Raw genomic sequence first — 25,086 nt, 5'->3', positions numbered from 1 at the left:
AAAAAGAGACAAATGCACCGCATCGTTAGAATTCGGCTGCATTTGTCTCTTTTCTTATACATTTATTACGGATTCGTTTATAATGATTGATAGAGATTTGATGTAAGGGTTTTGTAATAATTGAGTTTAGTGGAATATATGAAAGATTAGAGATTGTGGGGGAATTTATTCATGGAAACCGATGTAAGAATTTTAGTAGTTGATGATGAAGAAAGGATCCGCAGGCTTGTTCGGATGTATTTAGAAAGGGAAAATTATGAGATCGATGAAGCGGAGAATGGTCACGAAGCTTTGGAAATGGCATTGGAAGAGGACTATGACTGTATCATCCTAGATCTCATGATGCCTGAAATGGACGGTATTGAAGTATGTGAGGAATTACGAAAGCAAAAATCAACACCGGTTATAATGTTAACAGCAAAAGGAGAAGAATCAAATCGTGTACAAGGCTTTGAAGTCGGGGCGGACGATTATATTGTGAAGCCATTTAGTCCACGCGAAGTTGTCCTACGAGTAAAAGCAATCCTAAGAAGAGTGACCTCTTCTTCATTAACAAATGCAGATGGCTCGGCAAGAGATGTTCTTGTATACCCGCATCTGACAATTGATCATGACGCCCACCGTGTTACCGCAGATGGTGAAGAAGTAAACCTGACACCAAAAGAATATGAATTACTTTGTTTCCTCGCTAAAGCGCCTGATAAGGTATTTAACCGGGAAGTCTTGCTGAAAGAAGTATGGCAATATGAATTCTTTGGAGATCTGCGTACAGTTGATACGCATGTCAAGCGACTGAGAGAGAAGTTAAGTTCTGTTTCAGATAAAGCTGCAAAGATGATTGTTACTGTTTGGGGTGTCGGCTATAAATTCGAGGTTGTTGAGGACGAATAATGGTATGGCGTAATAATATTGTTATTAAATTGGCATTAACAATTATCCTTCTTGTGTTTATTGTTTTATTCATTCTGTTTATGCTTCTCATGCAGTTCTTTGAGAATTTCTATATTAATGAAGCAGAAGAGGATATGCTTGAAACAGCTACAAAGATTGCTACAATCATTGACCAGCAGGATGATCGGAGTTTTATTCATGAAACAGCCGAATTAATTAAAGATCCCGCAAGCAGGATTGCAATTCTTTATCCGACAGGGGATTTCTGGCTGTCGATGAGCAGTGATAATGAACTTAGTGCTATTGATTTGGACTGGATCGAAAATGAACCGGATCTCCTTGAAGTGATTACCTTGGAACGGGAAATTCAAAAACTTATTGTGCTGCCGGACGATACAACGGCAGCAATAATTGTTGGTAAGCCACTCTTAAATGATGGTGCAGTCTATATTTATCAATCCCTTGATGTTGTAAATCAAACGAAGGAAGAGACACAGAAGATCATCTTAATTGCTGCAGGCTTTGCCATTGTGTTTACTGTATTCTTTGCAGTATTCCTTTCAACGCGGATAACGTCTCCGCTAATTAAAATGCGAGAAGCTGCAGCCGATTTGACACGAGGAGAATTTAATACGAAAGTTCCTGTTTTAACTCATGATGAGCTTGGAGATCTGGCCAGGGAATTCAACCGGATGGGAAGACAGCTGAAGTATCATATTAATGCTGTTAGTCAAGAAAAGGAACAACTCGCAAGTATTGTAAAATCGATGGCTGATGGAGTCATAACGCTTAACCGTAACGAAGATATTATTGTGATCAATCCACCAGCTGAGAAGTATATCGAAGACTGGTATTTTGAAAGAAATATCGAACCGAATGCAAACCAACAGAAATTACCGGATGAATTAAGGAAGGCTTTAGAGAAAGTAATCGGAGGAGAAACAGAAGTCGTTCACGAAATGCATCTACAGGGAAGAGATTATGTCATGCTGATGACACCATTGTACGATGAGAATTATGTTCGAGGCGCAGTTGCCGTCATTCGAGATATGACGGAAGAACGGAGACTGGATAAGCTACGGAAAGATTTTATCGCAAATGTTTCACATGAATTGCGGACGCCGATTGCAATGCTGCAAGGATACAGTGAAGCGATTGTTGATGATGTAGCAGAATCTAAATCGGAGAAAAATGAACTTGCGGCCATCATTCATGATGAATCATTGCGAATGAGCAGACTTGTTAATGAATTATTAGATTTAGCACGAATGGAAGCAGGACATATTCAGTTGAACCTGGAAACAGTGGAGGTAGAACCCTTTATCGAAAGGATTATTAAGAAGTTCCAACGAGTTGCCGAGGAGAATCATGTAGAAGTAAAACTGTCTACGAATATCACAACAAATCAGGCAACTTTTGATTCGGACAGGGTCGAACAAGTTTTCACTAATCTGATTGATAATGCGATTCGACACACTGATGAACAAGGATATGTTCATATTAAAGTTACAGTGAATGAAACAGAATTTCTTGGAGAGATTGCCGACAATGGCAGCGGTATTCCTGAAGAGGACTTGCCGTTTGTCTTTGAACGATTCTATAAAGCGGATAAATCAAGGACAAGGAATAAAGAGAAGAAAGGGACAGGCCTTGGACTTGCTATTGCGAAAAACATCATCGATGCTCACCAAGGTACGATTCGCGTGAAAAGTAAGTTACTGCAAGGTACTACTTTTACTTTTGTAATTCCCCAGTCCAATAAGAAACAGATTACAAAGTGAGGTTGCTACAAATGAACAAACGATTAATAAACGTTCTCATCATTTTTGCAGTTCTCCTATTCCTTGCAGCATGCGGGAACAGTAATGAAGAGACGACAACAACAGTTAGTACAAATGAAACTGGTGAAATGAACGATGTTCCGGAAAATGAGGTCCGGCTCACGATTTCAATCAATGATGGGGAACAATTTATTAATGAACAGCAAGTTGAAATTGAAGATGGTGCAAATTTACTGGAAGTTCTAGATGATACGTTCTATATCGAAACAGATGAAGATGACGAGCTGACCTCCATTGAACGGGTCGCAATCAGTGAAGAAGAAGGCACAAGCTGGCATCTATTCGTAAACGACGAAATATCCGACGTACCAGCTAAAGATTACACCTTAAGCGGTGGAGATCGAATCATCCTCGATTTGCAATAAAAGGCAAGATTAGGTTGGAACATAACATCAAAGTTTTGTTCCAACCTTTTTTATGATCTATAATTAGAACATACAAGTTTCATCGCTAAAGTATTTAGACTTCACACCTTAAAAAAGAAAGCAAATCATCCCAAGACACCCTTATTTTAATATAAAAGGCTTTTTCAAAAAGAACTACTAATCACTCTCATTCAGCGTAGTATGTGCAACTTACTTCTGAAGGTCCGCAGTCCAGGCACCTCTCGCTTTCCGCCGGGCAACTGAACGTCGATTAGAACCCTAAAATTAGTGAATGAGCAAAACACATACGCTAAATGAATGTGAAACGTTTTTGATTGGAATGACGTCTAATAGGAGGAATGGGGGAAGCAGATGAAAGCTCTGTTTAATCATTTTTATGAGACGTATCATCAGGACATTTATAATTATGTCTTCTATATGGTTAAAGACAGAACTGTGGCAGAAGATATCGTTCAAGAAGTATATATTCGTATTATTAAATCCTATGACCGCTTTCGTGGAGACAGCAGTGAAAAAACATGGGCTTTCTCGATAGCTAGACATGCCGTATTTGATCACTTCCGTAAGCAAAAAAGAAAGAAAAAACATACAAACGAAACAGTCGATCTTGGTGAATGGACGGAATTCATCCCTACGACAGAGGCCGCTCCAGATGAAGTCGTTATCCAACAGGAGGATATGCAAGTATTGTATCGCCTTCTAGATAAGTGCAGTATTAATCAGAAACAAGTAGTTGTTCTCCGTTACATACAAGGGCATAGCCTGAAAGAAACGGCAGAGATACTGAATATGACAGTAAGCAATGTGAAAACCTTGCAGCACCGTGCAATAAAGAAGTTGAAGAATTTGTTTGCGAAAGAGAAGAAAGGGGGAGAGTCGGGTGACTAACCGAGATGATGAGAAGATAATTAAACTATTGGAAAATCTGCCCCAGCATAAGGACAAGCGCCCCCAACAGGAAATATATGAAAAATTGACTTTGCAGTTCAAGGGAAAATCTCAAAGAAAGAGCAAGAGATTTATTCCTTATGTTGCTGCTCTTTCGATCTTCCTTTTGCTTCTGGGCTTACCTTTTGTTGTCAATCATAACATAACGGAACAAACAACAATGGAAACAGATGCAACCGATGAACGTGCAATTTTCGGAATAGAAGAGGAATCGTCCCATACTTCCGACGATAATATGGAAAGTACGGAAACATTCGAGCGGGAGGGACTAATGGAGATATCTCTTATTAGTGGCGGGGTACTTACCGATGTACCGTCAGACAGGGAAGTCATTCACTTTGCAACTTATAATGCAACAGGGGAGTATGTTATTCCGTTAACCTTTCTTGTACCAGAAGAAGCAGACATGGAGAGTTATTACGCACAGTTGGATGAAATATTAAATGCTTTCGACCTTTTACCAGATCATTATATATTGGAGGGTGCAGAGTTTTCAATCGATCTCGACACGAAGCAAGTCGTCCTAACTATGCAGAACGAGTTACTTGAGGATTCGAATTCGAATGAATTACTACCACAATTATTGGGCGAAATGTTCCTTCCATATGGTATTGAAGAGGTAACGTTTGAAAATGACGCGAGCGAAACGACGCAAACAATTGACTTATCTACGTACGCTAAGCAGCGGGAAAGCTATTTTTTGTATGGTGGTAACTATATCATTGTTCCTCTGGACAATGATTCGACAGTTGAAGAGGCATTACATGCACTAAAACAGTCGTACTCCGATAGTCAAATTAAACCGGTGATGGATGCAGATATTGAATTCACTGTGAAAGAAGCCGGGGAAACAGTTATAGTGGAGTTCGTACAAGAATCTATTCAAGAAGCAGATGTAACGATTCAAATGGTTGAAGCAATATTACTAACAGCAAAAAGCTTTGGATATACCGAAGTCCAGTTTGACCAACTCCCGTTCAATCAATTAGAAGGCTATAACTTCAATTCACCGCTACCTGTTCCAACCGCTGTAAATATAATCGCTGATATTAAATGAAAACTGCGAGAATTTTAACTGATTCTCGCAGTTTTCAATAGTTTTAGTGAAACACTTGGCTGTTACTTTAAATTTTACTATAATATGACTTGGGTAACATCTATTACTTGTCCGTTTGAAATGGCTTTTTGCTAATATGAATAGACATAGATGGACAAGCTTCATAAGCATCCAGAAGGTCGTTTCTTAATCTTCTTTTTACCTTTTTCGTCCCTGTATTGCCATCAATTTTAACAAAAGACAACCCTTCCTCATTATATCCAAATAACTTCGGTGCATTAGCCCCGCAATTTCCACAAGCGATACAAGTATCCTGATTCACGATAACATACATTTATTTTACCCCCATTAAACACTCCTTATTGTAAAACTAGTCACGAATAATTTCAATTAGATGATTAGGAATGGATGTGAGATAATTGATTTTTAACGGTATACTCTTAACAGCAGCAAAACAAATTAAACAAGAGCGGAGTACATCAAGCATTTATCATTTACTAACAGGCAGCAGGAGCATCCAGACCCTTCAAGATGCCCATATTTTCTCCAACCAGGCATTCTTTGGAATTTATAGAGGGCTGAGGAAGCAAATCTTTGATGAGAAAATAACTGCATTAATTCAAGCAGGTTTCTTGGAAGAAACTGTTGAAGAAAAGGGACGCCAAGCAGTACGCTGTTTACCTGAGGGAGAAACGTGGCTTGCCGCTCACCAGAGCAGAATTCCCTTTCACTATTTTCAGGGGTTTCTGTATTTTGATAAAGCCGACGTATTTTATAATAGATTACTATTACTCGTTCAAACATTAAGTAATACGAACGAAAGTAATTTCTCGTTTATTCCCGTTATTCATCAGCCGGCTACTGAACGGTTTGTACGACAATTTTATAAGCAGATTAAAGAAAATGAGAGAAGTTACTTGGAAGAATTATATGATGAACTTGTTCAGTTACTGGCTGCTTTTCCCGAAGAGGAAGCTCAAATATTCATTGACCGATTTTCAGGATATAATCATTACGGGAAAAGTCTCGATCAACTTGCGATCCAGTATAACAGAGAAGCAGCTGATATCCGCTTGCTCTTGGTCGGTATGATACATATGTTGTTGCAAAAGATTGAAATAAGTCAATCAGACTACAGCGCTCTATACCCGCTAGTTGCTGATCTTGGCCAGACAGTAAAATTAGTCGGCTCACCAGGGAAGACATATGATTTGTTCAAGCAAGGACTTACTCCTGAAGAGATTTCTCGCATACGGAGCTTAAAAATTAATACAATTTACGATCATTTAGCTGAAATCGCACTGTATGATCCTGCTTTCCCCTTTTCGGATTATGTATCGGAAAGAGACACGAAGGAAATTTTACAAGCGATTCAAGAAACGAATTCATTTAAATTGAAGACGATTAAAGAAAATGTCCACCCAGAGATAAGTTTTTTCCAAATACGCTTAATGCTCGTCTTTCATCACAAATTGAGGGAGGGAGGAAGTCGACATGGGTGAAACTCTTCATTTGGAAAATGAATTACAGAAACATTTTCAATATCATTCGTTCCGCCTAGGGCAACGAGAAATTATTTCCGATGTACTGCAAGGTAAAAGCGTGCTTGGCATTTTACCGACCGGCTCTGGAAAGTCGATTTGTTATCAGCTGCCATCCCTGTTATTGGATGGTCTGACCGTTGTCGTTTCACCTTTAATATCTTTGATGATCGACCAGGTAAAAGAATTGAAAGCTAAAAACTTTAAAAGAGTTGTTGCGTTAAATAGCTTTGTCACCTATTCCGAAAGACAGATGGTAATGGAACAGTTGCATCATTATAAATTACTTTATATCTCTCCAGAATTATTGCAGCAGCCGCAGCTACTCAAGCGATTGTCGCAACTTAAAATTAGTTTATTCGTTATCGATGAAGCCCATTGTATTTCCCAATGGGGACATGATTTCCGTCCGGATTATTTAAAACTTGGCAAGGTAATTGAAAATTTGCATCATCCACCAGTGCTGGCATTAAGTGCAACAGCAACCCCTGCTGTTCAGGCGGATATTATTAAAAGCTTGGACCGACCCCGAATGGTGAAGCGGGTCTATCCAATGGATCGGAACAATTTAACATTTGCGATTCAAGATGTAACTTCTGATCAAGAGAAGCTTGAATTATTAACTATATACCTCAATAAACATTATGGACCTGCTTTAATTTATTTCTCGAGCAGAATCCAAGCTGAAAATCTTGCACGTATTTTAACAGAGAAATTACCTGAACTTCAAGTTGCTTTCTATCATGGTGGCGTAGAGCCAATCGATAGAATCCAGATTCAACAACAGTTCATGAATAATCAAATTGATGTAATTTGCTGTACAAGTGCATTTGGAATGGGAATTAATAAGCAGAATATCCGTTTAATTATTCATTATCATATTCCGTCGCAAATGGAAGCATATATTCAAGAGGTCGGAAGGGCAGGCCGAGACGGAAAACCAAGTATTTGTTTATTACTCTATGGGCGTTATGATGCTGCAATTCCAAAGAGTATTATTGAAAATGAATTACCAGAATCCGGTGAAATCCGGATGATTATGCAACAGTTAAAAGTGTTGAGTGAACAAGGAATTGAACTGACGAAAGAAACGCTGCATGATTTAAATGAACTCTTTCAAATCAGTGAAATAAAATGGAGATTTTTACGGTTTCATTTTGAAAAACATGGTATGATTAATGGTAAGAAAGTTGTCTATCAAGCTGAGCATTGGCGTAATGTATATGAGCATCTTGTCAAGTGGATCCAATCACGAAGTCTGTATAAAATGGAAGAGTTGCAAGAGATGATTCGTTGGGCTGAGTCAGATGATTGCTTACGGAAGCAGTTGTATAAAAAGTTTCAATCGGGTTATGATCCGCCAATCTTTGAGTGCTGCAGTAACTGTGGGATCGATCTTGAACAATGGGAAGCTCAAGCGTTACCCCCTAGTCTACAGAAAGATACCGATTGGAGGGGAAAACTTCGAAAGCTACTACTTGGAGCAGAACATGAAGCAAAGTGAATTAATCAAACAATTATCAGATCGGGAACTAAAAATTAATCTATTGTTTTCCCAAGGGATATTTCTTGGAATTGCTCTCTTGTTAAGCTTGTTTTTATTTGATCGATTTCGTGATTGGACAACTTTATTTGTTTGGGACACACAGGAAGTTATTTACTTTGGTGTTCTACCTGCTATATTCATCGTCGGGATGGACTTGCTATTAATTAGATTGCTGCCTGAATCTGCAGTTGATGATGGCGGAATAAATGAAAGGATTTTTAGAAACAGATCCATTTCGTTTATTTTTGGTATAGCTTTACTAGTAGCAATTTCAGAGGAACTACTATTCCGCGGTGTGATCCAAAGTACAATCGGATATATACCTGCAAGTATATTATTTGCACTCGTTCATCTCCGTTATTTAAGGAAACCGGTATTATTCCTATCCATATTGGTGATCAGTCTTTTAATAGGTTACCTTTTTCTATTAACGGAAAATCTTTTTGTTACTATTACACTTCATTTTATAGTAGACTTTCTTTTAGGATTATTTATTCGCTTCAAAAAGTGAGGTGCTTTCTAAGTTGAGTACGCAGCTTGAACATAAAGAGGAAGATCAAGCGAATGAGTTGAGGACCCTTTTTCAGGATATTGAAGAAGGAAATGAAAATGATGAAGAATTGTTCGCTGATCAAATCATAAATGAGATTGATGTTTTGAATTTACCTCCGAGAAAAGAGGTACATACGAAAAATAAACGGACTAAAATTAAGTTAAGCAAGCCACTCTTGCGATTTCTTTTTACGGTGATTATTGTTATAGCGGGATTGGGAACGGCAATTTATGTCTGGCAGGATGAAATTACGACTCTGTTGCATAAACTCTAATAAGGAACAGACTTTACGGATTAGCTTACTACCTAAAAATTGATTAATTGCATATAGTATTGTATACATCCAATGTTTCATCTGCATGTATAGACCGTTGTCTTTGTTGTTAAGTAATATTTTTTAAGGGGGATACTGTATGCGTGTGGAAAGACTATCCAGTCATCAGTTCACCATATTTTTGACTTTTGACGATTTAATTGAGCGTGGTTTCACGAGTGATGAAATATGGCACGATGCAGCTAGTGTCCGGAGTTTATTTAGTGAAATGATGTATGATGCAAGTGATGAATTAGATATAGAACTTGATGGAATGCTGCTTGTTCAAGTTTTCATGATGCAGGCTCAAGGTATGCATGTAGTCGTGACGCAAATGAGTGATATGGAAAATGAAGACGAAGATTTTATTGAAATGAAAGTGACACTTGACGAAAGCCATGAATTAATATTTTTATTTGAGGACATTGAAGATTTAATCGACGTTGCATCCTATTTATCGCCACTTGGAATAGAAGATGGGCAAGTATATTATTTGGATGATCATTATTATATGTTATTTGATGAAGAGTCCCTTCCCGATATTGAAAAAGAAAGCATCATTGCAATCATGTCGGAGTATTCTCATTCAAGTATTCTTACTTCCCATCGTCTAAAGGAATACGGGAAAATTATTTATGAAAAGCAGGCTGTAAAACAGATTATGAATCATTTTTACAACTAGTTTCAACTGACAAATAATATAGGTGTTCCATAGTATTTTAATTGCATATTTACAGTGAAAGTGTATACTAACTTCTTAGTAGAAGGTTTATTAATATATGTATTCTAGGGGGTAAATTTCATGGTAGCCGATAAAGCAGTAGATTCTACCGAAGAAAATCATGAAAATCTAGATGTTTTAAGTTCAACAAGGGCAGTAATTATGACGGCTTTGGAAAAGTTGGGATACTCCAATGAGGTATATGAGCTATTAAAAGACCCGCTTCGTATGATGACTGTTCGCATTCCGGTACGTATGGATGATGGCAAGGTGAAAGTGTTCACTGGATATCGCGCCCAGCATAACGATGCAGTAGGCCCGACGAAAGGTGGCATTAGGTTCCATCCAGACGTAACGGAAAAAGAAGTAAAAGCCTTATCCATTTGGATGAGTTTGAAAGCGGGTATTGTCAACTTACCATATGGCGGAGCAAAGGGTGGAATAATTTGTGATCCGCGCCATATGTCCTTCCGTGAATTGGAAACGCTTAGTCGTGGTTACGTTCGTGCTGTCAGTCAAATCGTTGGACCGACGAAAGATATTCCGGCACCAGACGTATTCACGAATTCACAGATCATGGCCTGGATGATGGATGAGTACAGTAAGATTGATGAATTTAATAATCCAGGATTTATTACCGGGAAGCCGATTGTTCTTGGTGGTTCACATGGTAGAGAATCTGCTACAGCAAAAGGGGTTACAATCGTACTAAACGAAGCTGCGAAAAAACGCGGAATTGATATTCAAGGGGCCCGTATCGTCATTCAAGGGTTTGGAAATGCGGGTAGTTATCTATCGAAATTCCTTTATGATCAAGGGGCAAAGATTGTGGGAATTGCGGATGCACACGGTGCACTGCACGACCCTGATGGCCTTGATATTGACTATCTTCTTGACAGGAGAGACAGTTTTGGCACGGTGACCAACCTGTTCGACAATACAATTACGAATAAAGAGTTGTTTGAACTCGACTGTGACATTATCATTCCTGCTGCAGTCGAGAATCAAATCACACGGGAGAATGCACATAATATTAAAGCGAGTATTATTGTCGAAGCTGCCAATGGGCCTACAACAGCTGAAGCGACAAAAATTTTAACCGATCGAGATATTCTTTTAGTGCCTGACGTACTTGCTTCAGCTGGTGGAGTAACAGTATCCTATTTCGAATGGGTACAGAATAACCAAGGTTATTACTGGTCTGAAGAAGAAATTGATCAAAAACTACATGAGATTATGATTGATTCTTTTAATAACATTTACAATCTTTCCGAAACGAGGCAAGTCGATATGCGGCTAGCTGCTTATATGATAGGGGTCCGTAAAATGGCCGAAGCAGCAAGGTTCCGCGGTTGGGTATAAGAAACTTAAGCTAATCACACAAAAAACTCTTATCATCTTAGGATAGGGGTTTTTTCTGTTGGGTAAGATACAATTACCATTTTTAGACTGCTGACGTTCAGTAGAATATAAGTTTTTGTTTTTAACCATCTTGGTTTATCCGATAAGCAAATTATAGTAGAATATTATTAGAGCATGTGAAAAGGATGTGGCAGTAAATGCAACAGGAAGAAGTTATTATTGTTGGAGCCGGACCTTGTGGAATGGCTGCAGCGATTGCTTTACAAGACAGAGGTATCAACCCTCTGTTAATTGAAAAAGGAAACGTCGTGAATAGCTTGTACAAATTCCCGACACACCAAACATTTTTCAGCTCCAGTGACAATCTGGAAATCGGTGATATTGCTTTTATTACCGAGAAACAGCGGCCAGTCAGAAATGAAGCACTGGTATATTACAGAGAAGTAGCAAAAAGAAAATCTCTGCGCATTCAATCCTTCGAGGAAGTTACTAAGATTGAAAAGAAAGATAAAGGCTTTTTGCTCAATACGGAAACTAATCATAATGAGAAAAAACAATACAAAGCAAAATTTGTAATTATCGCGACAGGTTATTATGATCAACCAAACCGTCTCAATGTTCCGGGTGAGGATTTGCCTAAGGTTAGCCATTACTTTAAAGAAGCACATCCTTATTACAATAAAGACGTTTTAATTATAGGTGGGAAAAACTCTGCAGTAGATGCAGCGATCGAACTCCATAAGGCAGGAGCAAATGTGACAGTCCTTTACCGCGGAAAGGAATATTCTTCGAGCGTTAAGCCTTGGATTCTTCCAGGATTTGATTCTTTAGTTAGGAAAGATGAGATTGAGATGGTATTTAATGCAAACGTAAAAGAAATTACTGAAAATGCGGTTTCTTATGAAGTGGATGGAGTCGAGCGGCGTATTGATAATGAATTTGTTTTCGCAATGATCGGTTACCAACCAGATATCAAATTTTTACACGACGCGGGTGTCGAAACAGATCCAGTGAGTGGAATTCCAGCGTATGATGAAGATACGTATGAAACAAACATACAAGGAATCTATGTAGCAGGTGTCGTAGCGGCAGGGTTTAACAACAATGCTATCTTTATTGAAAATGGACGTTTTCACGGAGAAGCAATTGCACGCTCGATCGCGGCGAAGCGGACAATGAAAGTATAATTTATAAAGGAGCTAGCGACTGCTAGCTCCTTTACTGTTCAGAAAATAGTTTGCTCAACTCTTCCATATTCGTCGTTTGTTCTAAGGCAAGGAGTAATTTGATTCTTGCTTTAGGGCCGGTTAGTCCATTAGCGAAGATTACACCTATTTCATTTAATTGTCTACCGCCACCGGAATAAGCATAAGTTGGCTGAACGGTTCCTTGGTAACAGCGGGAGACGAGGATGATTGGGATATTATCATTTATAACTATCGTAAGTGCATCCATAATCGCTCCTGGTAAATTACCTTGGCCAAATGCCTCAATAACAAGTCCATCCGGTTTCCCTAAGTGGAGCGCGTGAATTAAATCCTCATCCATCCCAGCAAATGCCTTCAGAAGAAAAACTTTAGATCGAACTTTCGTAACAGGATAATGCTCCCTTTTTAAAATGCTGTGATGGAAAACAATCAATTCTTTCGTAACAATTCCAATTGGGCCATATTGCGGACTTTGAAAGGTTGCGACATTGCTTGTTGAGGTCTTCGTGACGTTTGCAGCTGTATGAATTTCATCGTTCATAACAACTAGTACACCTTTGCCATTTGCTTGTTCCGCGCAGGCAACGCGGAGGGAACTGATTAAATTATAGAGTGCATCTGATCCGATTTCATTACTGGAACGCATGGCACCGGTAATGATAATCGGCTTTTCAGTATCGATCACCAGATCAAGGAAATACGCCGTCTCTTCCAGTGTATCTGTACCATGAGTAATGACAATCCCATCGTATTTAGGTATGGATTGTTTAATGTACTCTGCCAGTTCCAACATGTTCTTTGGTGTAATATGTGGGGAAGGCAGGTCAAAAACAACGAATTCATCCACATCGGCAAATTTGTTGTATTGATCCTGCAGTTTAGTCAATGGATGTTCATCTGTAACGTTAACTGCTCCAGTTTCCTTGTTTTCCAGCATCGAAATTGTTCCACCTGTATGGATAATCAAGATTTTCTTCAACGAAATCACCTGCTTCACATTTTCACTATTTCCAATAGGATAACTTCATGATACGATAAAAGTATTGTACTTGGAAAGAGGTTTATAACTATGATTGCTATTTTTTCTGTGGGACTTGCCCCTGTTGTAGCATTGATGTCCTTTTTTTATCTAAAGGATGAATATACGGAACCAATCCCTTTAATTGTACGGTCTTTTCTATTAGGCTGTCTGATTGTATTTCCGATTATGTTTGTGCAGCATGCATTTGTAAAGGAAGGGTTCGTGTTAAATATTTTCTTGACATCCTTTTTCCAAGTTGCATTACTGGAAGAATTTTTAAAATGGTTTATTTTTATGTTCTCCATGTACCATCATGACGAATTTGATGACCATTATGATGGAATTGTATATGCTGTGGCAATTAGTTTGGGTTTCGCCTCGGTGGAAAATATCTTATATTTACTGACAAATGGCATTGAGTATGCCTTTTCAAGAGCGATATTTCCTGTATCATCTCATGCATTATTCGGTGTTATTATGGGGTATTATTTCGGAAAAGCGAAGACACGTGTAAGTAAGACAAGGTTTAATCTTTGGCTCGCTTTTTTCATCCCGTTTCTACTTCATGGAATCTATAATTACATCTTGCAGTCAGTTTCGAGCAACTGGATTTACTACCTTGTCCCATTTATGATTATCTTATGGATATTCGGACTTCACCGCATGAAAATTGCTAATCAACCTGATTTGAATTAAAGAACAGAATACGTCGTTACAAAAGCATGTACAGTATCCCTCGCCGTACATGCTTTTTATTTCATAAAAGTGTATAAAAATAGATTAGCAACAAAAGCTATCCTCAAGTCATTGCTTTATCAAAGTGTAACCGTTCGTATCTCTTTCAGCTTGTAAAAGATAAGGAAATCAAATTAAAAGGTGAGAGGAAACGGACGCTTATACTCTGATATCTTAGTTAACATTTCGCGGAAGATAAGCAAAGATTCTTCGGCATGACGAATCGTTTTTTGAGGAGGGTTAGACTTGCGATACAGACAGATTAGTTTTTTCATCGTTTTCGGTTTGTTTCTATTACCTTTATTCTTCGACGGAAAAGAAGAGGCACAAGCATTCAGTCCCCAGGTTATTCAACATGGTGCAGTTGGGGATGATGTTATTGAATTACAGGCGAGATTACAATATTTAGGATTTTACAACGGAAATATTGACGGAGTTTTCGGGTGGGGAACATATTGGGCTCTTCGCAATTTCCAATATGAATTCGGTATGAACATTGATGGGCTCGCTGGTCAGGAGACAAAGAATAAACTAGTAAAAGCGAGTCAGTTCAATGAAGCTTATGTGAAAGAACAAATTTCCAAGGGTAATCGCTTTAGTCATTATGGCGGAACGGAAGGCGGGCAGCAACAGGCTGGCCAAGCACAACAAACAGAGCAAAATGTACCAGTAGATAATACAACCGCAGTCAATGTTCCGCAAGGCTTTTCACAGAATGATATTCAATTGATGGCAAATGCGGTATATGGGGAGGCAAGGGGAGAGCCATATGAAGGTCAGGTTGCAGTTGCAGCCGTAATTCTTAACCGGGTAGCGAGTCCTAGTTTTCCCAATACAGTCTCAGGTGTCATCTTTGAGCCACGGGCTTTTACAGCCGTAGCAGATGGTCAAATCTGGCTCACACCGAATGATGTGGCAAAAGAGGCTGTGCTTGATGCAATTAATGGTTGGGATCCTTCATCCAATGCCATTTATTATTTTAACCCGGATACGGCAACCTCGCCTTGGATATGGTCAAGGCCGCAGATTAAGCAAATTGGTAAGCATATCTTTTGTAAATAGGAAGGCGTGAATAGTATGATTCGTTGGATTACCATTGGTATTCTGTCGCTCGGATTAGTTGGTGCAGCCATTTGGGGCTACCAAGAACACCAGGAGAAAAATGCGATTTTAATACAGGCGGAAAACAGTTATCAAAAATCATTCCACGAACTTAGTTATTATATGGATTTACTGCATGATGAGATTGGAACAGTGCTGGCAATGAACTCCCATGAACGGTTATCACCTAAGTTCGTTGATATTTGGCGGATTACATCAGAAGCCCATTCCAATGTTTCCCAATTACCACTTGGGCTCTTGCCATTTAATAAAACAGAAGAGTTTCTCTCGAATATTGGTGATTTCACGTACCGCACGGCAATTCGCAACTTGGATGATGACCCGCTAACTGAAGATGAAACGAAAGTTCTAGAGGATCTTTACGTGCAAGCAAATGATATTAAGGATGAATTGCGGCATGTACAGCATTTAGCACTTGAAAATAATTTGCGGTGGATGGATGTTCAGCTTGCATTGGTTAACAATGACCAAACAGATAACACGATTATCGATGGGTTCAAAACTGTAGAGAAGCAAGTGGAGGGGTACGCTGAGGCGAACAGCCAATCCGGTTTAATCGGGGTTAGTACAAAACCAGAAGATCACTTCGAAAATCTACCCGGAAAAGAATTGAGTGAAGAGGAAGCATTAGATAAAAGCAGAAAGATTTTCGATATCAATTCGAAAGAAAATATTGAAATTACACCTTCTGGAGATGGCGCCGATATTCCAATTTACAGTGTATCTTATCAAAATGGTGAGAAACGCGCTTACATGGACCTCTCTCAAAAAGGAGGTTATCCGTTAACATTATTAATCGAACGTCCGGTAGAAAATAAGAAGCTTAGCTTGCATGATGGACAAGAACATGCGGAAAAATATTTGGAGCAATTTGACTTTGACGATATGGAACTATATCAAAGTATGGAACTGAATAATGTCGGAATGTATTCGTTCAATTATAATCAGGATGGCATTCGGATTTACTCTGATTCCGTAGAGGTGAAAGTAGCGCTAGATAATGGAGATGTCTTAGGAGTGACAGCAAGCGAATATTATAGTAATCATCATGAACGAGAAATCGATGAACCGGAACTTACGGAAGAAGAAGCACGTGAATTCGTTAATACGAATGTCCAAATAGAAGAAAGCGGCCTAGCGATTATTACGAATGATGTGGAAGAAGAAGTGCTTACTTATGAATTCTTAGGTACATTCAACAATGATACGTACCGCATCTTCATTAACGCCATGGATGGCAGAGAAGAAAAAGTCGAAAAACTCGGGGGCAAGGAATTGAAGTATTCCTGAAAAAGCTCCAGAACGGATGTGGCGATTGCTAGCAACTATAGTTGTCCACTGCATCTTTATTTTATATTTTTTTAATACAGGTAAAGGGGGGGAGGCAAAAAGCCTTCCCCTTTTCTCTTAAATCTGTAATAATAAATATATACAATCATTCCGTAATGAAGGCAGATAGAATCGTGGTGAAGATATGAAAGGACCAATGATAAAGATTGGCACAAAACTGGGATTAACATTTAAAGAACCTGGATTGCAAGCGGATGAATATTATTGTAAAGTTGTTGACATCAACGACAACTATCTTCTTATTGATTATCCCGTACATAAACAAACAGGGAAGACCAAATTTTTCCAAATAGGTGCCTCTTTTAAAGTTGATTTCGTAGGTGATGATGAAGCAGTTTATCAATTTCAGACGACACTTGCAGATAGAGTTAAGATGAATGTCCCCGCTTTAGCACTTTGTAAACCAGAGCTAGAAGATATTGAGCGAATTCAGCGGAGACAGTTTGTACGTGTGGATGCAACAATTGATGCCGCTATCCATCGCCAAAATGAGGACAAGGAAGCTTTTACAACGGTTACTTCCGACATAAGCGGTGGCGGGTTATCATTAATCGTGCCAAGGGAAGATCTACTGGATATACATGAAGTGATTAATGTCTGGCTCGTACTCAGCTTTAGCTCAGGGAAATATCATTATATACAGACAGCGGGTCAAGTCGTTTTCTTGCAACTGAGAAACGGAATCCATACAGCTTCAATAAAGTTCCTTGGATTAAAACCGATGGATCAACAATTAGTCATCAGTTACTGTTTTGAAAAACAGCGGGAAATGAGAAAAAAAGAATTATCTTAAGTAGAGATTGTAGACCAGTCAAATTGAATTATGCTATGATAAACAAGAGATAGAAATGATTATTACTTACAGTACTTATGAAGAAATTACCCACATGCTTATGAGAGGACGGAAGTTTGTAGATGCAGGAAGAACATATAGCTATTGCGATTGATGGCCCGGCAGCTGCTGGTAAGAGCACGGTCGCAAAAATTGTAGCCGAGAAATTAAATTATATCTATGTGGATACAGGTGCGATGTATCGTGCATTAACGTTGAAGGCGCTTAACGATGGAGTTGATCCTTCCGATGAGGCAGCAGTTTTAAACTTGTTACTAGAGACGAATATCGAACTTGCCAACGATTCGACAGGACAACGTGTTATTTTGAATGGAAAAGATGTAACAGAAGAAATCCGTTACCAGCCTGTATCTGCGAATGTATCTTATATTGCTAAGCTTACTGCCGTACGCCAAGAGATGTTGAAACGGCAGAGGGAATTAGCGAAAGACCGTGGAGTTGTGATGGACGGCCGGGATATTGGTACCCATGTCCTTCCTGGTGCACAAGTGAAAATATTTCTCGTGGCATCTGTTGATGAAAGAGCAAAAAGGCGTCATGATGAAAATATTGCAAAAGGCATCCCATCGGATTTAGAACAATTAAAAGCTGAAATTGAGAAAAGAGATGAAATAGACACTAACCGTGAAACAGCACCTTTAGTGAAGGCAGATGATGCGGTTGAACTTGATACAACATCCCTTTCCATCCATGAAGTCGTCCACTCTATCTTGCAAGAAGTGGAAAAGTATAAAAATAAGCAAAATTAGAATACTTTACTTGACAAAGAAATGTAATTATTAGAAGTTATAGAAAGAATAATTTTATATCGCTATGATGCTATTAGGAGGGCTAAGGTTATGACTAATGAATTTAACGAAATACCAGAATTAAATGTAGGAGATACGGTTACGGGAACAGTTGTAAAAGTAGAGGAAAAACAAGTTCTCGTAGATATCGGTTATAAAACAGAGGGAATTGTCCCAATTAGTGAACTTTCCAGCTTACATGTTGAGCTTCCAAGCGATGTTGTAAGCGAAGGGGATTCTGTTACCCTACAAGTGAAGAAATTGACAGATGAAGAAGTAGTATTGTCCAAGCGGGCAGTAGATGCTGAAAAAGCATGGGAAGACCTTGAAGCAAAACATGACAACAAGGAAGTTTTTGAAACCGTTGTAAAAGAAGTTGTTAAGGGTGGACTTGTTGTTGATGTAGGTGTGCGTGGTTTCATCCCTGCATCACTCGTAGAAACATATTATGTAGAAGATTTCAGTGATTATGAAGGTAAATCATTAGAAGTTATTGTAGAAGAACTCGACCGCAGTCAAAATCGCGTTATCCTTTCTCACCGTGCCGTAGTTGAAAAGGAAGAAGAGGAGAAAAAGAAAGAACTTCTTGATTCTCTCGAGCAAGGTCAAGTAATTGAAGGAACTGTACAACGCCTAACAGGCTTTGGTGCATTCGTTGATCTCGGCGGTATTGATGGACTAGTTCATATTTCCCAATTAGCCCACTACCATGTTGAAAAAGCTTCCGATGTTGTTTCAGAAGGTGACAAGATTGAAGTGGAAGTGCTATCCGTCGACAGAGATAATGAAAGAATTTCTCTATCCCATAAAGCGACCTTACCAGGACCTTGGACAAACATCGGGGAACGCGTTTCTCAAGGTGATGTGTTAGAAGGGACCGTTAAACGCTTAGTTAGCTTTGGTGCTTTTATTGAATTATTCCCTGGAGTAGAAGGACTTGTTCACATTTCCCAGATTGCGAACCGTCATATCGGCACACCAGATGAAGTGCTTGAAGTAGGTCAGCAAGTGAATGTTAAAGTGCTTGACGTGAACGAAGAAGACGAACGTATTTCCTTAAGTATCAAAGAATTGGAACAGGAGAAAGAGCAAGTCGAAGTAAAAAATTATGAAAAAGATGACGACCATTCCGGATTCCAACTTGGAGACGTTATTGGCGATCAGCTCGACAAATATAAATAATAATGAAAGGTCTTCCTGCGAAAGGAGGACCTTTTTCTTGGTGTATACCAGACTTGCTTTTTTGGCAGACTGAATGCCAAGGAGTGAGAATATGAGCGAATTTAAGTATGCTATTTTATTTGGCGTGTTTGTCGGTACGATGGCAAGGATTCTAATGTTGAGAACTGATTATAGACAGTATCCAACCTATCTCCACGGGAAAATCATTCACGTTTCTCTTGGATTTATTGCGGCCTCTTTAGGGGCGATTGCAGTTCCTGCATTAATTGAGCGAGAATATACGGCAGTTACGTTACTAACGGTTGCCGCTACGCAATTTCGGGAAGTCCGTAATATGGAGAGGAATACATTGACTGAGATTGACCCCTTGGAGCTAGTTCCCCGTGGGAAAGTGTATATTGAAGGGATTGCAATTTCATTTGAAAGCAGAAATTATCTTTGTATTTTCACGGCGCTTATTTCTACAGTATTGTATATTTATTTCAGCCTTCCTATTGCGATCGCTGGAGGTGTTGCTTCCGTCCTTCTAGGGTTACGCCTAATGAGTGGAAAAACGATTAAAAGCATCGCTAATATCGAATATACCCCTTTGAAGTTTGATGGTGCGGGGTTGTATGTTGATAATATTTATATTATGAATATTGGGTTAAAAGAAAGACGTGAAGAAATATTGAAATACGGTGCCGGATTCATCATCTATCCGAAAAACCAGAATGTCGTGCAGACACTAGCCAATTTAGGGCAGCGACAAGCAATGCTTCACGATGTGTCCGTGTCCCTTGGAGTTTTTCGTGATTCGGGAACACCTGCTTTAACCCCGATCATAAAGCGGGATTTGGATGACGGAAGAATCGGGATGTTTATTCTCCCACAAAATCGTGATATTGATCTTGCCATTAGGATTATTGGTGCAGTCCCAATCCTAGAAACTGCCATCCGAATGCCTTCCGAGTCAAAAGCCTATCATGAAACGAGGGATGAATGATGAATATCGAAAAAGCAGTACTAGCTGTCATTACAACAAATCCGTCGAAAGTTAATGGAGGCGCACCAATCTTTATTTGTGAATCAAAGAAGGAACTGGAAACGTTCGCTGCTAATCTAGAAGCGATAACAGATGGAATTGTTCATTCATTAAGTGAGGAATTGTACATCATTGTAAAACATTGATTTCGGTTAAAAATTGTTTATATGAGTTGATTTTGCTAGAATGAATGAAGTAATAAAGTATGTTGTAGAAGGGAAGTTCCTTTCATGAGAAAATCAGTAGTTGCAATAGTTGGAAGACCTAATGTAGGCAAATCAACGATATTTAACCGATTAGTCGGTGAAAGAATTTCAATTGTAGAAGATATTCCCGGTGTTACAAGAGACCGGATCTACTCGCAAGCGGAATGGCTGAATAGAGAATTTAATCTCATCGATACAGGAGGAATTGAAGCGGGCGACGAACCATTGCTTGTTCAAATGCGCCAACAAGCTGAAATTGCAATCGATGAGGCAGATGTTATTATTTTTCTAGTAAATGGTAAAGAAGGAATCACTGGAGCGGATGAGGAAGTTGCTAAACTATTATTTAAATCCAATAAACCGATTGTTTTAGGTGTGAATAAAATAGATAATCCAGAGATGCAAGAAACTATTTACGAATATTATTCTCTTGGATTTGGAGAGCCTTTTCCTATTTCAGGCGCCCATGGCCTTGGTCTTGGTGATTTACTGGATGAAGTGATTCGCCACTTTCCTCCAGAAGAAGAACCAGAAGATGATGATGAAACGATTTACTTCAGTGTAATCGGGCGGCCGAATGTCGGTAAGTCCTCCTTAGTAAATGCACTCTTAAATGAAGATCGTGTCATCGTAAGTAATATGGAGGGGACGACAAGAGATGCGGTTGATACTCCATTCACTAGGGATGGACAAGACTATGTCATCATCGATACAGCGGGTATGCGAAAACGCGGGAAAGTATATGAGACGACGGAGAAATATAGTGTGCTACGGACTTTAAAGGCGATTGAAAGGGCGGACGTTGCCCTTGTCTTGATTGATGCTGAAACTGGAATCATTGAACAGGATAAACGAGTAGCCGGTTATGCCCATGAAGAAGGACGGGCAGTTGTCATTGTAGTTAATAAATGGGATACCGTCGAATCTGATCAAAAGGCAATGCAGAAATTCGAAGAGGACATCAGAATGCAGTTTCAATTTTTGGATTACGCACCGATTGTATTTTTATCTGCGGAGACGAAAAAGCGACTGCACACATTGCTTCCAGTTGTTAAAATGGTCAGTGAGAACCACGCAAAACGGATTCCTACTAATTTGTTGAACGATGTGATTATGGATGCAATTGCAGTGAACCCAACCCCGACATTTAAAGGGAAGCGTTTGAAGGTTCTCTATGCGACACAGGTTTCTGTGAAGCCTCCTTCCTTTGTAATCTTTGTTAATGATCCGGAGTTAATGCATTTCTCGTATAAGCGATTTTTAGAAAATAAGATTAGGGAAGCGATTGACTATACTGGCACACCGATCAACATTTTTGTAAGAAGACGTCAGTAGCCAGGAGAGGAGAAAGTTATATGAAAAAAATTGCAGTGTTAGGTGCAGGAAGCTGGGGGACTGCCTTAAGTATCGTTTTAGCTGATAATGGCCATTCCGTAAGATTGTGGAGCCACCGGGCGGAGCAAGCTGAAGCGATTAACAATACAAAACGCAATGAACGATATTTAGATGTAGAATTACCTGAAGGAATCCAAGCCTTCTCTGACTTAAATGAGGCAGTGGAGGGAACGGAGGCGGTTTTAATCGTTGTTCCAGCAAAGGCAATCCGGGAAGTGACCCGTTCTTTACAACGTGTCTTACCGAACGGAGCAACGATCATTCACGCAACGAAAGGAATTGAGCCCGTTACATTGAAACGTGTATCGGAAATAATTGCTGAAGAATTTCCGGAATATCCTTCCGACGATATTGTCGTTCTATCGGGCCCAAGCCATGCTGAAGAAGTTGCTTTGCGACACCCGACAACGGTAACAGTTGCTGCGAAGAATCCAGAGAAGAGTAAACATGCTCAAAATCTATTCAATAGTGATACATTTAGAGTGTATACAAGTCAAGATGTGTTAGGGATTGAATTAGGCGGGGCATTAAAGAATATTATCGCCCTAGGCGCAGGTATCTCAGATGGATTGGGGTATGGTGACAATGCTAAATCAGCCCTCATCACAAGAGGACTTGCTGAAATTACCCGATTAGGAACGTCGCTAGGAGCGAACCCGATTAGTTTCTTAGGATTATCCGGTGTTGGTGACTTGATCGTTACGTGTACAAGTGTACATAGCAGGAACTGGCGTGCTGGAAACTTGCTGGGTAAAGGACACCAGCTTGATGATGTCCTAAGTGAAATGGGTATGGTTGTTGAAGGGGTGCGTACAGTTAAGGCCGCGTATCAGATTGCTGAAGAACAAGCGGTTGAAATGCCGATCACTTCAGGGATTTACCAGATTCTTTTTGAAAATAAAAATCCTAAAGATGCGGTCACTCAATTGATGACAAGAGACAAGCGTGAAGAGATGGCCGGACTTGATCAGATGCTTAAGGATCTGTACTCCTGATTCACACGCATTCTTTCTCCTTGCATATACTATGTTGAAATAAAGAATCAAGGAGGAAATGTAGTGAATAATTTTCAAAAAGGCATGTTCGATAAAATCAATCAAAAAGCGAACATATCCCCTGAGGAGATTTACCAGGTGGCAGATTCCGTAAAACACGCTGACTTTTCTGATGAAAAAACGGTCCGCGAACTTATCCAACGCTTATCTAGATTAGCGAACAAACCTGTTTCCAAGGATAAAGAGGATAAGATCGTAGAAGCAATTGTTAAGAATAAAGTTCCAATGAATCCTCAAACCATGAATAATTTATTCGATAATTAATTAGGTCAGTAGGCAGATGAGGATACAGAACGTTGCATTCTCGCATACAATAAATCGCACAAGCATTCGTGGATAGAGTCTGCGAGGGTATTATCTAGTCACCCGGAACGGAGCGGCCCCCTCTGTTCCGGTTTTTTTACAAGCTTATACATCTTGATATAATTATATGAATTGCTTATGGTATAATATGTGGTGTTCCTAAGCAGATTCTATAAATTAGGGGTGAAATAAAATGAGCATATCCATGTTTAAAATGTACGTATCGTTTGCGGGGATGATTTTATTATTTTTAGCAATGGGTCTGATCTGGTTAAGCAGACAAAAATTAAAGGGCTGGATAGCGGGAATCGTTTCTTTACTTGCCTATTTCAGCTTAGTATCCGGTGCACTGATTATTCTTTTTGTCGTGTTTACAGGTCCTACAAGATAGTTATCAGGAGGGTAAAAAGTGAAAGCTTCATACATAAAAATAGCCGTACTTGCCTTCTCCTTCGTCCTGCTTGCGGGCTGCCTGTACCCGGACAGTGAACGAGTAGAGAATCAAGTACCGCATGCTACACAGCTTGAAACAGTCCAGTCTGCCGTAAATACTTATCAAGAACAGACGGATGGCCTCGTGCCAATTCGCACGAAACCGAGCGACACACCAATTTTTGAGAAATATTTAATAGATTTTAACTTGTTGAAGGAGCACAATGCGATTGCAGAAATCCCAGGCAACGCTTTTGAAAATGGTGGCTATTATCAATATATTTTAATTAATCCAGAAGTTGATCCAACTGTTAAAGTGATTGATTTAAGAATTACGGAAGCCATCCGCAGTGTTAATATTCGAATGAATACATTTCGTGATGAACATACATACCCGGCTTTTGGTGAAAAGGTAGAAGATGGTATTTATCTCATCGATCATGAGAAATTGAAACTAGATGAACCGCCGACTGTCGTAAGTCCGTATAGTCAGGAGAACTTGCCGATTATTATGGATGTGGAAGGAAACTTATATGTAGACTACCGGATTGACTTACAGCAAGCGTTAGACGAATATGATCATGACTATGAAGAGGGAGACGACATCCGTTATCTCTTAACCGACCACACTCCCTTTGCACCAGCCTATTCGCTTCCTTACACGGTAAAAGACGGAGAACCGGTCTTAATGATGGAGGAGGAATAGCCTCCAAAAAAACATGCATAAACCAACACCCTCGGCACATATACTGTTCCGAGGGTTTTTTATTGTTCGCTTTAATTGATATATATCATCGGTTTTCTATCTGGAGATCCACTGTCCCGATACCTCTCCTTTTCGCAGGCGGTCAGGTTACTCCTCGCACACTTTGCATGCTGCGGGGTCTCACCTAGGCTAGTCTTGCCGCAGGAGTCTTAAGGTATCCGGACTGCTCCCGGAAGATATGTTAGCTAGGCTGTCTAATTTTTTGAGTGTATAAATTAAAGTGCGAACCTTTAGTTTGCCTCGGCCGTCTCCTGACTTCTGCGGAATGAGAAGCATCGATAAGGCCCTCAGCAGGCTTATCCACGAGGCAGACTATTCTCTCTCTTGTATGTGGTCAATGCCTACATGTGCAGATTCTGCGCGTCGAGGCTCGTCAGGTGCCCACGGAAGGAGAGGGTGGGGGATCTGGAGTCTTCCATAACATATTAGTTTTCCAATAGCTTTTCATATCATGGAGGCGAAGAATAATGGAAGATATATAAATGCA

Annotated in this window: 27 protein-coding genes; 25 read left to right on the top strand and 2 right to left on the bottom strand. The window is 39.6% G+C overall.

The window, feature by feature from the left end:
• Nucleotides 1-171: 171 nt before the first annotated feature.
• From GN217_RS06740 to GN217_RS06720, 5 genes are all read left to right on the top strand, one after another.
• Nucleotides 172-891, top strand: coding sequence for a response regulator transcription factor (locus GN217_RS06740; RefSeq protein ID WP_156855916.1), 720 nt, complete (start codon nt 172-174; stop codon nt 889-891).
• A complete protein-coding gene (locus GN217_RS06735) occupies nt 891-2,672 on the top strand; it encodes an ATP-binding protein (RefSeq protein ID WP_156855915.1) in 1,782 nt (593 codons plus the stop codon). The genes GN217_RS06740 and GN217_RS06735 overlap by 1 nt, the downstream gene beginning before the upstream one ends.
• A gap of 11 nt (nt 2,673-2,683) precedes the next feature.
• Nucleotides 2,684-3,097 (top strand): DUF4430 domain-containing protein, encoded by a 414-nt coding sequence (locus GN217_RS06730; protein WP_156855914.1) that lies wholly within the window; start codon nt 2,684-2,686, stop codon nt 3,095-3,097.
• 372 nt (nt 3,098-3,469) lie between these two features.
• Nucleotides 3,470-4,006: a sigma-70 family RNA polymerase sigma factor gene (locus GN217_RS06725; protein ID WP_156855913.1), complete on the top strand. Its 537-nt coding sequence runs from the start codon at nt 3,470-3,472 to the stop codon at nt 4,004-4,006.
• A complete protein-coding gene (locus GN217_RS06720) occupies nt 3,999-5,123 on the top strand; it encodes a hypothetical protein (protein ID WP_156855912.1) in 1,125 nt (374 codons plus the stop codon). Before GN217_RS06725 ends, GN217_RS06720 begins: the two co-directional genes overlap by 8 nt.
• Nucleotides 5,124-5,226: 103 nt before the next feature.
• Here the strand turns inward: GN217_RS06720 and GN217_RS06715 are convergent, their stop codons facing one another.
• The gene (locus GN217_RS06715; protein ID WP_156855911.1) at nt 5,227-5,457 is read right to left on the bottom strand and encodes a ferredoxin; all 231 of its coding nucleotides are present in this window, start codon (nt 5,455-5,457) and stop codon (nt 5,227-5,229) included.
• 85 nt (nt 5,458-5,542) lie between these two features.
• Here GN217_RS06715 and GN217_RS06710 point away from each other — a divergent pair, with 85 nt between their 5' ends.
• From GN217_RS06710 to GN217_RS06680, 7 genes are all read left to right on the top strand, one after another.
• Nucleotides 5,543-6,625: a YpbB family protein gene (locus tag GN217_RS06710; RefSeq protein ID WP_156855910.1), complete on the top strand. Its 1,083-nt coding sequence runs from the start codon at nt 5,543-5,545 to the stop codon at nt 6,623-6,625.
• A complete protein-coding gene (locus GN217_RS06705; RefSeq protein WP_156855909.1) occupies nt 6,618-8,168 on the top strand; it encodes a RecQ family ATP-dependent DNA helicase in 1,551 nt (516 codons plus the stop codon). Before GN217_RS06710 ends, GN217_RS06705 begins: the two co-directional genes overlap by 8 nt.
• The gene (locus GN217_RS06700) at nt 8,143-8,721 is read left to right on the top strand and encodes a CPBP family intramembrane glutamic endopeptidase (protein WP_370459738.1); all 579 of its coding nucleotides are present in this window, start codon (nt 8,143-8,145) and stop codon (nt 8,719-8,721) included. The genes GN217_RS06705 and GN217_RS06700 overlap by 26 nt, the downstream gene beginning before the upstream one ends.
• Before the next feature lie 13 nt (nt 8,722-8,734).
• Entirely contained in the window at nt 8,735-9,037 is a 303-nt protein-coding gene (locus GN217_RS06695; protein ID WP_156855907.1) for a hypothetical protein, read from the top strand.
• 139 nt (nt 9,038-9,176) lie between these two features.
• Nucleotides 9,177-9,758 carry a genetic competence negative regulator gene (locus tag GN217_RS06690; RefSeq protein ID WP_156855906.1) on the top strand — a complete coding sequence of 194 codons (582 nt, stop codon included), beginning with the start codon at nt 9,177-9,179 and terminating at the stop codon, nt 9,756-9,758.
• A gap of 120 nt (nt 9,759-9,878) precedes the next feature.
• Nucleotides 9,879-11,159, top strand: a complete 1,281-nt coding sequence (locus tag GN217_RS06685; RefSeq protein WP_156855905.1) for a Glu/Leu/Phe/Val family dehydrogenase — start codon at nt 9,879-9,881, stop codon at nt 11,157-11,159.
• 197 nt (nt 11,160-11,356) lie between these two features.
• On the top strand, nt 11,357-12,346 hold the full coding sequence (locus GN217_RS06680; protein WP_156855904.1) for a YpdA family putative bacillithiol disulfide reductase: 990 nt from the start codon (nt 11,357-11,359) through the stop codon (nt 12,344-12,346).
• Between the two features lie 31 nt (nt 12,347-12,377).
• Here the strand turns inward: GN217_RS06680 and GN217_RS06675 are convergent, their stop codons facing one another.
• Complete coding sequence (locus GN217_RS06675; RefSeq protein WP_198042605.1) at nt 12,378-13,346, bottom strand: asparaginase; 969 nt, start codon at nt 13,344-13,346, stop codon at nt 12,378-12,380.
• 90 nt (nt 13,347-13,436) lie between these two features.
• Here GN217_RS06675 and prsW point away from each other — a divergent pair, with 90 nt between their 5' ends.
• The 13 genes from prsW (at nt 13,437) to GN217_RS06610 (ending at nt 24,539) form a co-directional block, all read left to right on the top strand.
• Complete coding sequence (prsW, locus tag GN217_RS06670) at nt 13,437-14,084, top strand: glutamic-type intramembrane protease PrsW (protein WP_156855903.1); 648 nt, start codon at nt 13,437-13,439, stop codon at nt 14,082-14,084.
• Between the two features lie 312 nt (nt 14,085-14,396).
• Nucleotides 14,397-15,185, top strand: coding sequence for a spore cortex-lytic enzyme (gene sleB / locus GN217_RS06665; protein ID WP_232334359.1), 789 nt, complete (start codon nt 14,397-14,399; stop codon nt 15,183-15,185).
• Nucleotides 15,186-15,200: 15 nt separating this feature from the next.
• Nucleotides 15,201-16,535, top strand: coding sequence for a germination protein YpeB (gene ypeB, locus GN217_RS06660; protein ID WP_156855901.1), 1,335 nt, complete (start codon nt 15,201-15,203; stop codon nt 16,533-16,535).
• A 184-nt stretch (nt 16,536-16,719) separates the two neighbouring features.
• The gene (locus GN217_RS06655) at nt 16,720-17,388 is read left to right on the top strand and encodes a flagellar brake protein (protein ID WP_156855900.1); all 669 of its coding nucleotides are present in this window, start codon (nt 16,720-16,722) and stop codon (nt 17,386-17,388) included.
• A 122-nt stretch (nt 17,389-17,510) separates the two neighbouring features.
• Nucleotides 17,511-18,197, top strand: coding sequence for a (d)CMP kinase (gene cmk / locus GN217_RS06650; RefSeq protein ID WP_156855899.1), 687 nt, complete (start codon nt 17,511-17,513; stop codon nt 18,195-18,197).
• A 90-nt stretch (nt 18,198-18,287) separates the two neighbouring features.
• The gene (gene rpsA, locus GN217_RS06645) at nt 18,288-19,418 is read left to right on the top strand and encodes a 30S ribosomal protein S1 (RefSeq protein WP_156855898.1); all 1,131 of its coding nucleotides are present in this window, start codon (nt 18,288-18,290) and stop codon (nt 19,416-19,418) included.
• Nucleotides 19,419-19,509: 91 nt separating this feature from the next.
• Complete coding sequence (locus GN217_RS06640) at nt 19,510-20,403, top strand: YIEGIA family protein (RefSeq protein ID WP_156855897.1); 894 nt, start codon at nt 19,510-19,512, stop codon at nt 20,401-20,403.
• The gene (locus tag GN217_RS06635; protein ID WP_156855977.1) at nt 20,403-20,588 is read left to right on the top strand and encodes a capping complex subunit for YIEGIA; all 186 of its coding nucleotides are present in this window, start codon (nt 20,403-20,405) and stop codon (nt 20,586-20,588) included. The genes GN217_RS06640 and GN217_RS06635 overlap by 1 nt, the downstream gene beginning before the upstream one ends.
• 84 nt (nt 20,589-20,672) lie before the next feature.
• Nucleotides 20,673-21,983: a ribosome biogenesis GTPase Der gene (gene der / locus GN217_RS06630; protein WP_156855896.1), complete on the top strand. Its 1,311-nt coding sequence runs from the start codon at nt 20,673-20,675 to the stop codon at nt 21,981-21,983.
• A 20-nt stretch (nt 21,984-22,003) separates the two neighbouring features.
• Nucleotides 22,004-23,038, top strand: coding sequence for an NAD(P)H-dependent glycerol-3-phosphate dehydrogenase (locus tag GN217_RS06625; RefSeq protein ID WP_156855895.1), 1,035 nt, complete (start codon nt 22,004-22,006; stop codon nt 23,036-23,038).
• 63 nt (nt 23,039-23,101) lie between these two features.
• The gene (locus GN217_RS06620; RefSeq protein ID WP_156855894.1) at nt 23,102-23,362 is read left to right on the top strand and encodes a stage VI sporulation protein F; all 261 of its coding nucleotides are present in this window, start codon (nt 23,102-23,104) and stop codon (nt 23,360-23,362) included.
• Nucleotides 23,363-23,594: 232 nt separating this feature from the next.
• Nucleotides 23,595-23,792, top strand: coding sequence for a DUF2768 domain-containing protein (locus GN217_RS06615; protein ID WP_156855893.1), 198 nt, complete (start codon nt 23,595-23,597; stop codon nt 23,790-23,792).
• Between the two features lie 18 nt (nt 23,793-23,810).
• Entirely contained in the window at nt 23,811-24,539 is a 729-nt protein-coding gene (locus GN217_RS06610) for a hypothetical protein (RefSeq protein ID WP_156855892.1), read from the top strand.
• Nucleotides 24,540-25,086: the final 547 nt, after the last annotated feature.

This window comes from Oceanobacillus sp. AG, assembly GCF_009746545.1.
Classification (GTDB): domain Bacteria; phylum Bacillota; class Bacilli; order Bacillales; family Amphibacillaceae; genus Oceanobacillus; species Oceanobacillus indicireducens.
Note: the sequence above shows the minus strand (reverse complement) of the source record. Positions and strands in the feature narration are given on the sequence as shown.

Coding starts and splice junctions, on each gene's coding strand:
- GN217_RS06740 (WP_156855916.1), top strand. CDS start 172: ATGGAAACCGATGTAAGAATTTTAGTAGTTGATGATGAAGAAAGGATC.
- GN217_RS06735 (WP_156855915.1), top strand. CDS start 891: ATGGTATGGCGTAATAATATTGTTATTAAATTGGCATTAACAATTATC.
- GN217_RS06730 (WP_156855914.1), top strand. CDS start 2,684: ATGAACAAACGATTAATAAACGTTCTCATCATTTTTGCAGTTCTCCTA.
- GN217_RS06725 (WP_156855913.1), top strand. CDS start 3,470: ATGAAAGCTCTGTTTAATCATTTTTATGAGACGTATCATCAGGACATT.
- GN217_RS06715 (WP_156855911.1), bottom strand. CDS start 5,457: ATGTATGTTATCGTGAATCAGGATACTTGTATCGCTTGTGGAAATTGC.
- GN217_RS06705 (WP_156855909.1), top strand. CDS start 6,618: ATGGGTGAAACTCTTCATTTGGAAAATGAATTACAGAAACATTTTCAA.
- GN217_RS06690 (WP_156855906.1), top strand. CDS start 9,177: ATGCGTGTGGAAAGACTATCCAGTCATCAGTTCACCATATTTTTGACT.
- GN217_RS06685 (WP_156855905.1), top strand. CDS start 9,879: ATGGTAGCCGATAAAGCAGTAGATTCTACCGAAGAAAATCATGAAAAT.
- GN217_RS06680 (WP_156855904.1), top strand. CDS start 11,357: ATGCAACAGGAAGAAGTTATTATTGTTGGAGCCGGACCTTGTGGAATG.
- prsW (WP_156855903.1), top strand. CDS start 13,437: ATGATTGCTATTTTTTCTGTGGGACTTGCCCCTGTTGTAGCATTGATG.
- ypeB (WP_156855901.1), top strand. CDS start 15,201: ATGATTCGTTGGATTACCATTGGTATTCTGTCGCTCGGATTAGTTGGT.
- GN217_RS06655 (WP_156855900.1), top strand. CDS start 16,720: ATGAAAGGACCAATGATAAAGATTGGCACAAAACTGGGATTAACATTT.
- cmk (WP_156855899.1), top strand. CDS start 17,511: ATGCAGGAAGAACATATAGCTATTGCGATTGATGGCCCGGCAGCTGCT.
- rpsA (WP_156855898.1), top strand. CDS start 18,288: ATGACTAATGAATTTAACGAAATACCAGAATTAAATGTAGGAGATACG.
- GN217_RS06640 (WP_156855897.1), top strand. CDS start 19,510: ATGAGCGAATTTAAGTATGCTATTTTATTTGGCGTGTTTGTCGGTACG.
- GN217_RS06635 (WP_156855977.1), top strand. CDS start 20,403: ATGAATATCGAAAAAGCAGTACTAGCTGTCATTACAACAAATCCGTCG.
- der (WP_156855896.1), top strand. CDS start 20,673: ATGAGAAAATCAGTAGTTGCAATAGTTGGAAGACCTAATGTAGGCAAA.
- GN217_RS06625 (WP_156855895.1), top strand. CDS start 22,004: ATGAAAAAAATTGCAGTGTTAGGTGCAGGAAGCTGGGGGACTGCCTTA.
- GN217_RS06615 (WP_156855893.1), top strand. CDS start 23,595: ATGAGCATATCCATGTTTAAAATGTACGTATCGTTTGCGGGGATGATT.